At 58.0% G+C, this 15,497-nt stretch carries 11 protein-coding genes and 1 tRNA gene; all 12 read left to right on the plus strand.

The annotated features are described in order from the left end of the window. Positions 1 to 97: 97 nt before the first annotated feature. The 12 genes from HMPREF3173_RS16105 to fusA all read left to right on the plus strand — a co-directional run bounded on the left by HMPREF3173_RS16105 (position 98) and on the right by fusA (position 15,420). Positions 98 to 173, plus strand: a tRNA-Trp gene (locus tag HMPREF3173_RS16105). A gap of 43 nt (positions 174 to 216) precedes the next feature. Continuing rightward, positions 217 to 585, plus strand: a complete 369-nt coding sequence (secE, locus tag HMPREF3173_RS16110) for a preprotein translocase subunit SecE (protein WP_043215359.1) — start codon at positions 217 to 219, stop codon at positions 583 to 585. A 9-nt stretch (positions 586 to 594) separates the two neighbouring features. Then, positions 595 to 1,128, plus strand: a complete 534-nt coding sequence (gene nusG, locus HMPREF3173_RS16115; protein ID WP_011531880.1) for a transcription termination/antitermination protein NusG — start codon at positions 595 to 597, stop codon at positions 1,126 to 1,128. A gap of 119 nt (positions 1,129 to 1,247) precedes the next feature. Next, positions 1,248 to 1,679, plus strand: coding sequence for a 50S ribosomal protein L11 (gene rplK, locus HMPREF3173_RS16120; protein ID WP_043215356.1), 432 nt, complete (start codon positions 1,248 to 1,250; stop codon positions 1,677 to 1,679). Beyond that, a complete protein-coding gene (gene rplA / locus HMPREF3173_RS16125) occupies positions 1,679 to 2,374 on the plus strand; it encodes a 50S ribosomal protein L1 (RefSeq protein ID WP_043215354.1) in 696 nt (231 codons plus the stop codon). The genes rplK and rplA overlap by 1 nt, the downstream gene beginning before the upstream one ends. Positions 2,375 to 2,574: 200 nt before the next feature. Further along, positions 2,575 to 3,075 carry a 50S ribosomal protein L10 gene (gene rplJ, locus HMPREF3173_RS16130; protein WP_043215352.1) on the plus strand — a complete coding sequence of 167 codons (501 nt, stop codon included), beginning with the start codon at positions 2,575 to 2,577 and terminating at the stop codon, positions 3,073 to 3,075. A gap of 80 nt (positions 3,076 to 3,155) precedes the next feature. Beyond that, positions 3,156 to 3,527 (plus strand): 50S ribosomal protein L7/L12, encoded by a 372-nt coding sequence (gene rplL, locus HMPREF3173_RS16135; RefSeq protein WP_043215349.1) that lies wholly within the window; start codon positions 3,156 to 3,158, stop codon positions 3,525 to 3,527. Positions 3,528 to 3,746: 219 nt separating this feature from the next. Next, positions 3,747 to 7,820, plus strand: a complete 4,074-nt coding sequence (rpoB, locus tag HMPREF3173_RS16140) for a DNA-directed RNA polymerase subunit beta (protein WP_043215345.1) — start codon at positions 3,747 to 3,749, stop codon at positions 7,818 to 7,820. A gap of 64 nt (positions 7,821 to 7,884) precedes the next feature. Next, positions 7,885 to 12,084: a DNA-directed RNA polymerase subunit beta' gene (gene rpoC / locus HMPREF3173_RS16145; protein WP_070574485.1), complete on the plus strand. Its 4,200-nt coding sequence runs from the start codon at positions 7,885 to 7,887 to the stop codon at positions 12,082 to 12,084. A gap of 210 nt (positions 12,085 to 12,294) precedes the next feature. Continuing rightward, entirely contained in the window at positions 12,295 to 12,666 is a 372-nt protein-coding gene (rpsL, locus tag HMPREF3173_RS16150; RefSeq protein WP_003257088.1) for a 30S ribosomal protein S12, read from the plus strand. Positions 12,667 to 12,771: 105 nt separating this feature from the next. Beyond that, complete coding sequence (gene rpsG, locus HMPREF3173_RS16155; protein ID WP_003246741.1) at positions 12,772 to 13,242, plus strand: 30S ribosomal protein S7; 471 nt, start codon at positions 12,772 to 12,774, stop codon at positions 13,240 to 13,242. A 30-nt stretch (positions 13,243 to 13,272) separates the two neighbouring features. Further along, positions 13,273 to 15,420 (plus strand): elongation factor G, encoded by a 2,148-nt coding sequence (gene fusA, locus HMPREF3173_RS16160; protein WP_043215341.1) that lies wholly within the window; start codon positions 13,273 to 13,275, stop codon positions 15,418 to 15,420. The last annotated feature ends 77 nt before the right edge of the window (positions 15,421 to 15,497 follow it).

Raw genomic sequence — 15,497 nt, forward strand, 5'->3', positions numbered from 1 at the left:
CGTACCGTCGGCGCCGGCGTCGTAGCAAAAATTATTGAATAAGTAGTTGATTTCTCATGATCAGGCCGGCATAATGGCCGGCCTGATACAGCGTTAAAGGTCAGTAGCTCAATTGGCAGAGCGACGGTCTCCAAAACCGTAGGTTGGGGGTTCGATTCCCTCCTGACCTGCCATTCACCTCGGTGTGATGGCTTTCTTCTCACAGGATCCTCCTCGATGACTCCCAAAACTGAAGCCCAAGAATCGCGTTTTGATCTGTTCAAGTGGCTGGCTGTTGTTGTATTGGTAGTCGTTGGTGTTGTGGGTAATCAGTATTACTCCGCAGCTCCAATCCTGTATCGCGTCCTTGCGCTTCTTGCTCTGGCTGCCGTTGCGGGCTTTGTCGCCTTGCAGACTGCGAAGGGTAAGTCGTTCTTTGCGCTGGCGAAGGAAGCTCGTACCGAGATTCGTAAAGTCGTGTGGCCGACCCGCCAGGAAACCACTCAGACCACGCTCATTGTTGTGGTTGTCGTGTTGGTTATGGCGTTGCTGCTGTGGGGTCTCGATTCCCTGCTCGGCTGGGCGGTCTCCTTGATTGTTGGCTAAGGGTGTCCCGTGGCTAAGCGTTGGTACGTCGTGCATGCTTACTCGGGTTACGAGAAGCATGTGATGCGCTCCCTGATCGAGCGCGTCAAGCTGGCTGGCATGGAAGACGAGTTCGGCGAGATCTTGGTCCCGACCGAAGAAGTTGTTGAAATGCGCAACGGCCAGAAGCGCAAGAGCGAGCGCAAATTCTTCCCTGGCTATGTGCTGGTCCAGATGGAAATGAACGAAGGGACTTGGCACCTCGTCAAGGACACTCCTCGTGTCATGGGTTTCATTGGTGGTACCGCAGACAAGCCTGCGCCGATCACCGATAAAGAAGCTGAAGCTATCCTGCGTCGTGTTGCCGATGGTAGTGACAAGCCTAAGCCCAAGACGCTGTTCGAGCCGGGTGAAGTGGTTCGAGTCATTGATGGTCCGTTTGCTGACTTCAATGGCAGTGTCGAAGAAGTTAACTACGAAAAGAGCAGGCTGCAGGTTGCAGTGCTCATTTTCGGTCGCTCTACTCCGGTAGAGCTCGAGTTCAGCCAGGTCGAGAAGGTCTAGGCGAACGACGCATCCCATACCCCGCAGCCCTATGTGCTGCGGGGTTTTGTCGTCACTGGGATAAAACGCAAGTCATACGGGGAGCCATCTGGCGTTCGTACCCGATTTTGGAGTAGCTCATGGCTAAGAAGATTCAGGCTTACATCAAGCTGCAAGTTAAGGCCGGCCAGGCCAACCCAAGCCCACCCGTTGGTCCAGCACTGGGTCAACACGGTGTTAACATCATGGAATTCTGCAAGGCCTTCAACGCCCGTACTCAGGGTCAAGAGCCAGGTCTGCCGACTCCAGTGATCATCACTGTCTACAGTGACCGTAGCTTCACCTTCGAAACCAAGAGCACCCCTGCCTCGGTTCTGCTGAAGAAAGCTGCTGGCCTGAGCAGTGGTTCGGCTCGCCCGAACACCGTCAAGGTTGGTACCGTTACCCGTGCTCAGCTGGAAGAGATCGCCAAGACCAAGCAGGCTGATCTGACTGCCGCTGACCTGGATGCAGCTGTGCGCACCATCGCCGGCTCTGCCCGCAGCATGGGCCTGAACGTGGAGGGTGTGTAATGGCTAAGCTGACTAAGCGCCAAAAGGCTATCGCCGAGAAGATCGAAGCAGGCAAGGCCTACAACTTCGAAGAGGCCGCGACTCTGCTGGCTTCGCTGCCGGCCGCCAAATTCGTCGAGTCCTATGACATCGCCGTCAACCTCGGTGTTGACCCGCGTAAATCCGACCAGGTCGTTCGCAGCGCTACCGTGCTGCCGCATGGCACTGGCAAGACCGTTCGCGTTGCCGTCTTCACCCAGGGCCCAGCTGCTGAAGCTGCTCTGGCTGCCGGCGCTGACCGCGTAGGTATGGACGATCTGGCTGCCGAAATGAAAGGCGGCGACCTGAACTATGACGTCGTCATCGCATCGCCTGATGCCATGCGTGTTGTGGGTCAGCTGGGTCAGGTCCTGGGTCCTCGCGGCCTGATGCCGAACCCGAAAGTGGGTACTGTAACTCCAGACGTAGCCGGCGCCGTCAAGAACGCCAAGGCTGGTCAGGTTCGCTACCGTACCGACAAGAACGGTATCATCCACACCTCCGTTGGCAAGGTCGGCTTCGAAGCTGGCAAGCTGAAGGAAAACGTTGAAGCCCTGATCGCCGATCTGAAGCGTATCAAGCCGGCTTCCTCGAAAGGTATCTACGTCAAGCGCGTCACCCTGAGCACCACCATGGGCCCAGGTCTGATCATCGATCAGAGCTCGCTGAACGTGTAATGCTCGGCCGGTGTGGCCCTGTCCGCACCGGCTGCTGAAAATTGGGGTCCCTGCCTGGCGGGGGCTATCCAAGACCGTAGGCGGCGCAAGCCTTAAACCACAAGCCTACGCAGATGGTGCTCCCGATTCGTTACCGAATCAGACACCAAAACGACATCCGGCCTCGGCTGGATGAAACGGTAGAAACCAGGAGTAAACCCGTGGCAATTAAACTCGAAGACAAGAAGGCCATCGTCGCTGAAGTCAACGAGGCTGCCAAAGTCGCTCTGTCCGCTGTCGTGGCTGATGCCCGTGGTGTGACTGTAGGCGCAATGACCGGACTCCGTAAAGAGGCCCGCGAAGCTGGCGTTTACGTACGTGTCGTACGTAACACCCTGCTCAAGCGCGCTGTTGAAGGCACCGAGTACTCGATCCTCAACGACGCGTTCAAAGGCCCGACCCTGATCGCCTTCTCCAATGAACATCCGGGCGCTGCTGCTCGCTTGTTCAAAGAGTTCGCCAAGGGTCAGGACAAGTTCGAGATCAAGGCAGCTGCGTTCGACGGCAAGTTCCTTGCCGCTAACCAGATCGACGTGCTGGCAACCCTGCCAACTCGCGACGAGGCTATCGCACAGCTGATGAGCGTAATCCAAGGTGCAACCAGCAAGCTGGCTCGTACCCTGGCTGCTCTGCGCGACCAGAAAGAAGCCGCTGCTGCCTAAGGCCGCGTAGCTTATTTCGAAATCAAACGTTTAATTTGATGGCCGCGTAGGCTGTCACCCCAATACAGGAATTCATAGTCATGTCTCTGACTAACGAGCAAATCATCGAAGCGATCGGCCAGAAAACCGTTCTGGAAATTGTTGAACTGATCAAAGCGATGGAAGAAACCTTCGGCGTTACCGCTGCTGCCGCCGTTGCTGCTGCCCCTGCTGGTGGCGCTGCTGCCGCTGCTGAAGAGCAGACCGAGTTCAACGTCGTTCTGGCCGAAGCTGGCGACAAGAAGGTCAACGTGATCAAGGCGGTTCGTGAACTGACCGGTCTGGGCCTGAAAGAAGCCAAAGAGAAAGTAGACGGCGCTCCTGCTGTCATCGCTGAAGGCGTTTCGAAAGAAGCCGCTGAAGACGCGAAGAAGAAGCTGGAAGAAGCAGGCGCTAAAGTCGAGCTGAAGTAATTTCGACTTTGCGACTCCAGCCCAAGCGTTGAGCGAAAGGCTGACGGCTGGTGGCTTATGCCACCGGCCTTTTTCCGTTATTGGTGGCCGATCAGGTCGGCCCCGATAACGAGCTGTAAAACACCCAAGAGGGTGTGCAAACCATGGGGTTTGCAGATTTTCTGGCTGCTTCCGCTCGGAAGGAGCCAAACAAGCAGGTGACCAAGCTGGGGAACGCTGATGGCTTACTCATACACTGAGAAAAAACGTATCCGCAAGGACTTTAGCAAGTTGCCGGACGTCATGGATGTGCCTTACCTCCTGGCCATCCAGCTGGATTCGTATCGCGAATTCCTGCAGGCGGGAGCATCCAAGGATCAGTTCCGCGACGTCGGCCTGCACGCGGCCTTCAAATCGGTATTCCCGATCATCAGCTACTCCGGCAATGCTGCCCTGGAGTACGTCGGCTATCGCCTGGGCGAGCCGGCTTTCGATGTGAAGGAATGTGTCCTGCGCGGTGTGACATTCGCTGTTCCGCTGCGTGTGAAGGTGCGCCTGATCATCTTCGACAAGGAATCGTCGAACAAAGCGATCAAGGACATCAAAGAGCAAGAAGTCTACATGGGTGAAATCCCCCTGATGACTGAGAATGGTACCTTCGTTATCAACGGTACCGAGCGTGTAATCGTTTCCCAGCTGCACCGTTCGCCAGGTGTGTTCTTCGACCACGATCGTGGCAAGACCCACAGCTCCGGCAAACTGCTGTACTCCGCCCGTATCATTCCTTACCGCGGTTCCTGGCTGGACTTCGAGTTCGATCCGAAGGACTGCGTGTTCGTTCGTATCGACCGTCGCCGCAAGCTGCCGGCCTCGGTACTGCTGCGAGCGCTGGGCTACAGCACCGAAGAAATCCTCAACACCTTCTACACCACCAACGTGTTCCACGTTTCCGGCGAAAAACTCAGCCTGGAACTGGTGCCTCAGCGTCTGCGTGGTGAAGTCGCGGTCATGGATATCCATGACGGCAGCGGAAAGATCATCGTTGAGCAAGGCCGTCGTATCACCGCGCGCCATATCAACCAGCTCGAAAAAGCCGGCGTCAAGCAGCTGGACGTTCCAATGGAGTACGTCCTGGGCCGCACCACTGCCAAGGCCATCGTGCATCCGGCCACCGGCGAGATCCTGGCCGAATGTAACACCGAGCTGACCACTGAGCTGCTGATCAAGGTCGCCAAGGCTCAGGTTGTACGCATCGAGACGCTGTACACCAACGACATCGATTGCGGTCCGTTCATCTCGGATACTCTGAAGATCGACACCACCAGCAACCAGCTGGAAGCCTTGGTGGAAATCTACCGCATGATGCGTCCAGGTGAGCCGCCAACCAAGGATGCCGCCGAGACCCTGTTCAACAACCTGTTCTTCAGTGCCGAGCGTTACGATCTGTCCGCCGTTGGCCGCATGAAGTTCAACCGCCGTATCGGTCGTACCGAGATCGAAGGTTCGGGCGTGCTGAGCAAGGAAGATATCGTCGACGTCCTCAAGACCTTGGTCGATATCCGTAACGGCAAAGGCATCGTCGACGACATCGACCACCTGGGTAACCGTCGTGTCCGTTGCGTTGGCGAGATGGCCGAGAACCAGTTCCGTGTCGGCCTGGTGCGCGTCGAGCGCGCGGTCAAGGAACGTCTGTCGATGGCGGAAAGCGAAGGCTTGATGCCGCAGGACCTGATCAACGCTAAGCCGGTCGCGGCGGCGGTGAAGGAGTTCTTCGGTTCCAGCCAGCTCTCGCAGTTCATGGACCAGAACAACCCACTCTCCGAGATCACCCACAAGCGCCGTGTCTCCGCGCTCGGCCCAGGTGGTCTGACCCGTGAGCGTGCAGGCTTCGAAGTCCGTGACGTACACCCGACTCACTACGGCCGTGTGTGCCCGATCGAGACCCCTGAAGGTCCGAACATTGGTCTGATCAACTCCCTGGCGGCCTATGCCCGCACCAATCAGTACGGCTTCCTGGAAAGCCCGTACCGCGTGGTGAAAGAAGGCGTGGTCACCGACGAAATCGTGTTCCTGTCTGCCATCGAAGAGGCCGATCACGTGATCGCCCAGGCTTCCGCTGCGATGAACGAGCAGAAGCAACTGGTCGATGAGCTTGTCGCCGTACGTCACCTGAACGAATTCACCGTCAAGGCGCCGGAAGACGTCACCCTGATGGACGTTTCGCCGAAGCAGGTTGTTTCCGTCGCTGCCTCGCTGATTCCGTTCCTCGAGCACGACGACGCCAACCGTGCATTGATGGGTTCGAACATGCAGCGTCAGGCTGTTCCGACCCTGCGCGCCGACAAGCCGCTGGTAGGTACCGGCATGGAGCGCAACGTTGCTCGTGACTCCGGCGTCTGCGTCGTTGCTCGTCGCGGTGGTGTGATCGACTCGGTCGATGCCAGCCGTATCGTCGTGCGTGTAGCCGATGACGAAGTAGAAACCGGCGAAGCAGGTGTGGATATCTACAACCTGACCAAGTACACCCGTTCGAACCAGAACACCTGCATCAACCAGCGTCCGCTGGTGAGCAAAGGTGATGTGGTCGCGCGTGGCGACATCATGGCCGACGGCCCGTCCACCGACATGGGTGAGCTGGCGTTGGGTCAGAACATGCGCATCGCGTTCATGGCGTGGAACGGCTTCAACTTCGAAGACTCCATCTGCTTGTCCGAGCGTGTGGTTCAGGAAGACCGCTTCACCACTATCCACATTCAGGAACTGACCTGTGTGGCGCGTGACACCAAGCTTGGCCCAGAGGAAATCACTGCGGACATCCCGAACGTGGGTGAGGCTGCGCTGAACAAGCTGGACGAAGCCGGTATCGTCTATGTGGGTGCTGAAGTCGGCGCTGGCGACATTCTGGTCGGTAAGGTTACTCCGAAAGGCGAGACCCAGCTGACTCCAGAAGAAAAGCTGCTGCGTGCGATCTTCGGTGAGAAGGCCAGCGACGTAAAAGACACCTCCCTGCGCGTGCCGACCGGCACCAAAGGTACTGTCATCGACGTCCAGGTCTTCACCCGTGACGGCGTTGAGCGCGACAGCCGCGCCCTGGCCATCGAGAAGATGCAACTGGACGAGATCCGCAAGGACCTCAACGAAGAGTTCCGCATCGTCGAGGGCGCGACCTTCGAGCGTCTGCGTGCAGCCCTGAACGGCCAGGTGGTCGATGGTGGCGCGGGCCTGAAGAAAGGCACCGTGATCACTGACGACGTACTGAACGGTCTGGAGCACGGCCAGTGGTTCAAGCTGCGCATGGCCGAAGATGCTCTGAACGAGCAATTGGAAAAGGCTCAGCAGTACATCGTCGATCGCCGTCGTCTGCTGGACGACAAGTTCGAAGACAAGAAGCGCAAGCTGCAGCAGGGCGATGACCTGGCACCGGGCGTGCTGAAGATCGTCAAGGTCTACCTGGCTATCCGTCGCCGCATCCAGCCGGGCGACAAGATGGCAGGCCGTCACGGTAACAAGGGTGTGGTCTCCGTGATCATGCCGGTCGAAGACATGCCGCACGACGCCAACGGTACTCCAGTCGACGTCGTTCTGAACCCGCTGGGTGTACCTTCGCGTATGAACGTCGGTCAGATCCTTGAAACCCACCTGGGTCTCGCGGCTAAGGGCCTGGGCGAGAAGATCGATCGCATGCTCGAAGAGCAGCGCAAAGCCGCTGAGCTGCGCAGCTTCCTGACCGAGGTCTACAACGAGATCGGTGGTCGTCAGGAAAACCTGGACGAGTTCTCGGACGAAGAGATCATCGCTCTGGCCAACAACCTGAAGAAAGGCGTGCCGATGGCTACGCCGGTCTTCGACGGTGCCAAGGAGCGTGAGATCAAGGCCATGCTGAAGCTGGCCGACATGCCTGAGAGCGGCCAGATGGTCCTGTTCGATGGCCGTACCGGCAACAAGTTCGAGCGTCCTGTGACCGTTGGTTACATGTACATGCTCAAGCTGAACCACTTGGTGGACGACAAGATGCACGCGCGTTCCACTGGTTCGTACAGTCTGGTTACCCAGCAGCCGCTGGGTGGTAAGGCGCAGTTCGGTGGTCAGCGTTTCGGGGAGATGGAAGTGTGGGCGCTGGAAGCATACGGCGCGGCATACACCCTGCAAGAAATGCTCACAGTGAAGTCGGACGACGTGAACGGCCGTACCAAGATGTACAAGAACATCGTGGATGGCGATCACCGTATGGAGCCGGGCATGCCCGAGTCCTTCAACGTGTTGATCAAAGAGATCCGTTCGCTCGGTATCGATATCGATCTGGAAACCGAATAACACGTGACGCGAAGGGGAGCGGGGCAGGTATTGCCCGCTTCCTGCTCCGCCAGGAGGAAAGGCCTTGAAAGACCTACTGAATTTGCTGAAAAACCAGGGTCAAGTCGAAGAGTTCGACGCCATCCGCATCGGTCTGGCGTCGCCTGAAATGATCCGTTCGTGGTCGTTCGGTGAAGTTAAGAAGCCGGAAACCATCAACTACCGTACGTTCAAACCTGAGCGTGACGGCCTGTTCTGCGCCAAGATCTTTGGCCCAGTCAAGGATTACGAGTGCCTGTGCGGAAAGTACAAGCGCCTCAAGCATCGCGGCGTCATCTGCGAGAAGTGCGGCGTTGAAGTCGCTCTGGCCAAGGTTCGACGTGAGCGCATGGCGCACATCGAGCTGGCCTCGCCGGTTGCCCACATCTGGTTCCTGAAGTCGCTGCCGTCCCGTATCGGCCTGCTGATGGACATGACTCTGCGTGACATCGAGCGCGTACTCTATTTCGAGAGCTACGTCGTTATCGATCCGGGCATGACCACCCTCGAGAAGGGTCAGTTGCTCAACGATGAGCAGTACTTCGAAGCACTGGAAGAGTTCGGTGACGACTTCGACGCCCGTATGGGTGCCGAGGCTGTTCGCGAGCTGCTGCACGCTATCGACCTGGAGCACGAAATTGGTCGCCTGCGCGAAGAGATTCCGCAGACCAACTCGGAAACCAAGATCAAGAAGCTGTCCAAGCGCCTGAAGCTGATGGAAGCTTTCCAGGGTTCGGGCAACCTGCCTGAGTGGATGGTCCTGACCGTTCTGCCGGTTCTGCCGCCGGATCTGCGTCCGCTGGTTCCGCTCGATGGCGGTCGCTTCGCGACTTCCGACCTGAACGACCTGTACCGCCGGGTGATCAACCGTAACAACCGTCTGAAGCGCCTGCTCGATCTGTCGGCGCCGGACATTATCGTGCGCAACGAAAAGCGCATGCTGCAGGAAGCGGTCGACGCCCTGCTGGACAACGGCCGTCGCGGTCGCGCCATCACTGGCTCGAACAAGCGTCCGCTGAAGTCCCTGGCTGACATGATCAAAGGTAAGCAAGGTCGCTTCCGTCAGAACCTGCTCGGTAAGCGCGTGGACTACTCCGGTCGTTCCGTAATTACCGTAGGTCCGACCCTGCGCCTGCACCAGTGCGGTCTGCCGAAGAAGATGGCCCTGGAGCTGTTCAAGCCGTTCATTTTCGGCAAGCTGGAAATGCGCGGTCTGGCGACCACCATCAAAGCTGCCAAAAAGATGGTCGAGCGCGAGCTGCCGGAGGTGTGGGACGTCCTCGCCGAGGTGATCCGCGAACACCCCGTACTGCTCAACCGTGCACCGACCCTTCACCGTCTGGGTATCCAGGCGTTCGAGCCGGTGCTGATCGAAGGCAAGGCTATTCAGCTGCACCCGCTGGTGTGTGCTGCGTACAACGCCGACTTCGACGGTGACCAGATGGCCGTTCACGTGCCGCTGACGCTGGAAGCCCAGCTGGAAGCGCGCGCGCTGATGATGTCGACCAACAACATCCTGTCGCCTGCCAACGGTGAGCCGATCATCGTGCCGTCCCAGGACGTGGTTCTGGGTCTGTACTACATGACCCGTGAAGCGGTCAACGCCAAGGGTGAAGGTCGTGTGTTCGCCGACCTGCAGGAAGTCGACCGCGTATTCCGCGCCGGCGAAGCTGCGCTGCACGCCAAGATCAAGGTCCGTATCAACGAGACCGTGAAAGAGCGTGACGGCAGCATCGTCAAGAACACCCGTATCGTCGACACTACCGTCGGCCGTGCGCTGTTGTTCCAGGTAGTGCCAGCCGGTCTGCCGTTCGACGTCGTCAACCAGTCGATGAAGAAAAAGGCGATCTCCAAGCTGATCAACCAGTGCTATCGCGTGGTGGGTCTGAAGGAAACCGTCATCTTTGCCGACCAGCTGATGTACACCGGTTTTGCCTACTCGACCATTTCCGGCGTTTCCATCGGTGTTAACGACTTCGTTATCCCAGATGAGAAGGCACGCATCATCGGTACCGCTACCGATGAAGTGAAGGAAATCGAGAGCCAGTACGCCTCCGGCCTGGTAACCCAGGGCGAGAAGTACAACAAGGTCATCGACTTGTGGTCCAAGGCGAACGACGAAGTGTCCAAGGCGATGATGGCCAACCTCTCGAAAGAGAAGGTCATCGATCGTGATGGCAACGAAGTCGAGCAAGAGTCCTTCAACTCGATGTACATGATGGCTGACTCCGGTGCGCGGGGTTCCGCTGCCCAGATCCGTCAGCTGGCCGGTATGCGTGGCCTGATGGCCAAGCCGGACGGCTCCATCATCGAGACGCCGATTACCGCGAACTTCCGTGAAGGTCTGAGCGTACTGCAGTACTTCATCTCGACCCACGGTGCTCGTAAAGGTCTGGCGGATACCGCATTGAAGACTGCGAACTCCGGTTACCTGACCCGTCGTCTGGTTGACGTGGCGCAGGATCTGGTCGTGACCGAGATCGACTGCGGCACTGATCAGGGTCTGCTGATGACCCCGCACATCGAAGGCGGTGACGTTGTAGAGCCGCTGGGTGAGCGTGTACTGGGTCGTGTCATCGCCCGTGACGTGTTCAAGCCAGGCACCGAGGACGTCATCGTTCCGGCCGGTACCCTGGTCGACGAGAAGTGGGTCGAGTTCATCGAGCTGAACAGCATCGACGAAGTGGTCGTGCGTTCCCCGATCAGCTGCGAAACCCGCTACGGCATCTGCGCCAAGTGCTACGGTCGTGACCTGGCTCGTGGCCACCAGGTGAATATCGGTGAAGCTGTCGGCGTTATCGCTGCCCAGTCGATCGGTGAGCCGGGTACCCAGCTGACCATGCGTACGTTCCACATCGGTGGTGCTGCAAGCCGTACCTCGGCTGCCGACAGCGTCCAGGTGAAGAACGGCGGTATGGTTCGTCTGCACAACCTCAAGCAGGTCGAGCGTGCCGATGGCAACCTGGTTGCCGTTTCGCGTTCCGGCGAGCTGGCCATCGCCGACGAATTCGGTCGCGAGCGTGAGCGCTACAAGCTGCCTTACGGTGCGGTGATTTCGGTCAAGGAAGGTGAGAAGGTCGAAGCTGGCGCTATCGTCGCCAAGTGGGACCCGCACACCCACCCGATCGTTACCGAACTCAAAGGTACCGTGACCTTCGTGGGCATGGAGGAAGGCATCACCATCAAGCGTCAGACCGACGAGCTGACCGGCCTGACCAACATCGAAGTGATGGACGTCAAGGATCGCCCTGCCGCAGGCAAGGAAATCCGTCCAGCGATCAAGATGGTCGACGCTGCTGGCAAGGATCTGTACCTGCCGGGTACCGACGTACCAGCCCAGTACTTCCTGCCGGCCAACGCCCTCGTCGGTGTGGCTGACGGTGCACAGATCGGTGTAGGTGACGTTATCGCGCGTATTCCGCAAGAAACGTCCAAGACCCGAGACATCACCGGTGGTCTGCCGCGCGTTGCCGATCTGTTCGAAGCGCGTCGTCCGAAAGAAGCCTCGATCTTGGCTGAAGTCAGCGGCACCATCGCGTTCGGTAAGGAAACCAAGGGCAAGCGTCGCTTGGTCATCACGCCGACCGATGGCAGCGAGCCGTACGAAGAGCTGATTCCGAAGTGGCGCCACTTGAACGTCTTCGAAGGCGAACAGGTAAACCGCGGCGAAGTTATCTCCGACGGCCCGAGCGATCCGCACGACATCCTGCGTCTGCTGGGTGTAAGCGCGCTGGCCAAGTACATCGTCAACGAGATTCAGGATGTTTACCGTCTGCAGGGCGTGAAGATCAACGACAAGCACATTGAGACCATCCTGCGTCAGATGCTGCGTAAAGTTGAGATTACCGAATCCGGCGACTCCAGCTTCATCAAGGGCGACCAGATGGAACTGACTCAGGTGCTGGTCGAGAACGAGCGTCTCGCCGCCGAAGATAAGTTCGTCTCGAAGTTCTCGCGTGTACTGCTGGGTATCACCAAGGCCTCGCTGTCGACCGAGTCGTTCATTTCCGCGGCTTCCTTCCAGGAAACCACGCGCGTCCTGACCGAAGCGGCCGTCACCGGCAAGCGCGACTACCTGCGCGGCTTGAAAGAGAACGTGGTCGTGGGTCGTTTGATCCCGGCAGGTACCGGTCTGGCCTACCACAGCGAGCGCAAGCGCCGCCGTGATGCCGACAAGCCGCTGCGTGTAAGTGCCAGTGAGGTGGAAGCCGCACTGACCGAAGCGCTGAACTCCAGCGGTAACTAAGAACAGGGCTAGGCCCCGGTTCATCCTCCACGTCATTGGCGACATGAATTGTTGCCGATGACCGGACGGGGAGGGCCGGGGCCTCGTCTTGACTGGGTGCAAGATCCTCTTTAGACTTTTGTACCCTTAAATTTGGTGAGGCTCCGTCTCGCCAATTTTTGGCTTTCTTGCAAGACAATAGCGTCGCAAGACAATCAGTGGAGCTAGTAGATGGCAACTATCAACCAGCTGGTACGTCAGCCGCGTAAGCGTACCGTCGAGAAATCCGACGTACCTGCGCTGCAGAACTGCCCGCAGCGTCGTGGCGTGTGCACCCGTGTGTACACCACCACGCCGAAAAAACCTAACTCGGCACTGCGTAAAGTATGCCGTGTGCGTCTGACCAACGGTTTCGAGGTTTCCTCGTACATCGGTGGTGAAGGCCACAACCTGCAAGAGCACAGCGTCGTCCTGATCCGTGGCGGCCGTGTAAAAGACTTGCCAGGTGTTCGTTACCACACCGTTCGCGGCTCTCTGGATACTTCGGGCGTTAAAGGCCGTAACCAGGGTCGTTCGAAGTACGGTACCAAGCGTCCGAAGTAATCGGCCGTTTGCAGACATCCATTTTTTGAGTCGATAAGAGTAAGGTCGGGCAGGGGTCGAAGACCCGCGTCCCGGGCTAACCTGAAGACCGTTTGAGGGCTTATCATGCCAAGACGTCGTGTAGCAGCAAAACGTGAGATCCTGGACGATCCGAAGTACGGATCCCAGATTCTCGCCAAGTTCATGAACCACGTGATGGAAAGCGGCAAGAAGGCCGTAGCCGAGCGCATCGTTTACGGTGCCCTGGATACCGTCAAAGCACGCAAGAACAGCGACCCCCTGGAAATCTTCGAGAAAGCTCTCGACGCCATCGCTCCGCTGGTCGAAGTAAAGTCCCGCCGTGTAGGCGGTGCCACTTACCAGGTTCCGGTTGAAGTTCGTCCGTCCCGTCGTAACGCTCTGGCAATGCGCTGGCTCGTAGACTACGCCCGCAAGCGTGGCGAGAAGTCCATGGCTCTGCGCCTGGCCGGTGAACTGCTGGATGCTGCTGAAGGCAAGGGTGCTGCAGTCAAGAAGCGTGAAGACGTGCACCGTATGGCCGAGGCCAACAAGGCGTTCTCGCACTACCGCTTCTAATTCAAGCATCAATCTTTTTGCGAGGGCTTTATGGCTCGTACTACAGCAATTAACCGCTACCGTAACATCGGTATCTGCGCGCACGTTGACGCGGGCAAGACTACCACTACCGAGCGGATCCTGTTCTACACAGGTCTGAGCCACAAGATGGGCGAGGTGCATGATGGCGCCGCGACCACCGACTGGATGGTGCAGGAGCAGGAGCGCGGTATCACCATTACCTCCGCTGCCGTTACCACCTTCTGGAAAGGCTCCCGTGGTCAGTACGACAACTACCGCGTAAACGTCATCGATACCCCCGGCCACGTTGACTTCACCATTGAAGTTGAGCGTTCGCTGCGCGTACTCGACGGCGCGGTCGTCGTATTCTGCGGTACCTCTGGCGTTGAGCCGCAGTCCGAAACCGTATGGCGTCAGGCCAACAAGTACGGCGTTCCACGTGTTGTTTACGTGAACAAGATGGACCGTGCTGGTGCCAACTTCCTGCGCGTTGTCGGCCAGATCAAGAACCGTCTGGGTCACACCCCGGTTCCAATCCAGCTGGCTATCGGTTCGGAAGACAACTTCCAGGGTCAGGTTGACCTGATCAAGATGAAGGCCATCTACTGGAACGATGACGACAAGGGCACCACCTATCGCGAGGAAGAAATTCCTGCCGATATGCTGGAGCTGGCTGAAGAGTGGCGCGCCAATATGGTCGAGTCCGCTGCTGAAGCCAACGAAGAGCTGATGAACAAGTACCTTGAAGAAGGTGACCTGTCTGTCGAAGAGATCAAGGCCGGTCTGCGCGCCCGTACTCTGGCGAGCGAAATCGTTCCTGCCGTCTGCGGCTCCTCCTTCAAGAACAAGGGCGTTCCCTTGGTTCTCGATGCCGTGATCGACTTCCTGCCTGCTCCGACCGAGATTCCTGCGATCAAGGGTATCCACCCTGATCTGGCTGATACGCCGAAGGAAGAGATCACCGAAGAGCAGCAGGACGAGCGTCATGCCGACGACAACGAGCCGTTCTCGGCTCTGGCGTTCAAGATCGCTACCGACCCGTTCGTTGGTACCCTGACCTTCGTTCGCGTCTACTCGGGCGTTCTGACCTCTGGTGACTCGGTCATCAACTCGGTCAAAGGCAAGAAAGAGCGCGTTGGTCGTATGGTGCAGATGCACGCCAACCAGCGTGAAGAGATCAAGGAAGTTCGCGCTGGCGACATCGCGGCCCTGATCGGCATGAAAGACGTTACCACTGGTGAAACCCTGTGCGACGCCGACAAGCCAATCATCCTTGAGCGCATGGACTTCCCTGAGCCTGTAATCTCGCTCTCCGTTGAGCCGAAGACCAAGCAGGATCAGGAGAAGATGGGTATCGCTCTGGGCAAACTGGCTCAGGAAGACCCGTCGTTCCGTGTCAAGACCGACGAAGAGACTGGTCAGACCATCATCTCCGGCATGGGTGAGCTGCACCTGGACATCATTGTTGACCGCATGAAGCGTGAATTCAACGTTGAGGCCAACATCGGCAAGCCGCAGGTTTCTTACCGCGAGAAGATCACCAAGTCCGGTGTCGAGATCGAAGGCAAGTTCGTTCGTCAGTCCGGTGGCCGTGGTCAGTTCGGTCATTGCTGGATCCGCTTCTCCGAGCCGGACCAGGATGCCAACGGCAACATCACTGAAGGCCTGGTCTTCACCAACGAAGTCGTTGGCGGTGTTGTTCCGAAGGAATACATCCCTGCGATCCAGAAGGGTATCGAAGAGCAGATGAAGAACGGCGTCGTTGCCGGCTATCCTCTGATCGGCCTGAAGGCTACCGTGTTCGACGGTTCGTACCACGACGTCGACTCCAACGAGATGGCGTTCAAGATCGCGGCCTCCATGGCGACCAAGCAGCTGGCTCAGAAGGGCGGCGGTGTTGTGCTTGAACCGATCATGAAGGTTGAGGTAGTAACCCCTGAGGATTACATGGGTGACGTGATGGGTGACCTGAACCGTCGTCGTGGTCTGATCCAGGGTATGGATGACTCGGTTTCCGGCAAGGTTATCCGTGCAGAAGTCCCGCTGGGAGAAATGTTCGGTTATGCAACCGACGTCCGTTCCATGTCTCAGGGTCGCGCAAGCTACTCCATGGAATTCTCCAAGTACTCCGAAGCTCCGTCGAACATCGTCGAAGCACTCGTTAAAAAACAAGGCTAATCCAGCCCTTTAGGCAAGAGGTTCACTGTCGTGGCTAAAGAAAAATTTGATCGTTCCCTTCCCCACGTTAACGTCGG

Origin of the sequence: Pseudomonas sp. HMSC08G10 (genome assembly GCF_001808425.1) — a bacterium.
In the GTDB taxonomy this organism is placed as follows: domain Bacteria; phylum Pseudomonadota; class Gammaproteobacteria; order Pseudomonadales; family Pseudomonadaceae; genus Aquipseudomonas; species Aquipseudomonas guariconensis.

Bases quoted from the DNA above. Each gene is read 5' to 3' on its own strand.
- rpsG (WP_003246741.1), top strand. From the start codon at position 12,772: ATGCCAAGACGTCGTGTAGCAGCAAAACGTGAGATCCTGGACGATCCG.
- rpsL (WP_003257088.1), top strand. From the start codon at position 12,295: ATGGCAACTATCAACCAGCTGGTACGTCAGCCGCGTAAGCGTACCGTC.
- fusA (WP_043215341.1), top strand. From the start codon at position 13,273: ATGGCTCGTACTACAGCAATTAACCGCTACCGTAACATCGGTATCTGC.
- rpoB (WP_043215345.1), top strand. From the start codon at position 3,747: ATGGCTTACTCATACACTGAGAAAAAACGTATCCGCAAGGACTTTAGC.
- secE (WP_043215359.1), top strand. From the start codon at position 217: ATGACTCCCAAAACTGAAGCCCAAGAATCGCGTTTTGATCTGTTCAAG.
- rplK (WP_043215356.1), top strand. From the start codon at position 1,248: ATGGCTAAGAAGATTCAGGCTTACATCAAGCTGCAAGTTAAGGCCGGC.
- rplL (WP_043215349.1), top strand. From the start codon at position 3,156: ATGTCTCTGACTAACGAGCAAATCATCGAAGCGATCGGCCAGAAAACC.
- rplA (WP_043215354.1), top strand. From the start codon at position 1,679: ATGGCTAAGCTGACTAAGCGCCAAAAGGCTATCGCCGAGAAGATCGAA.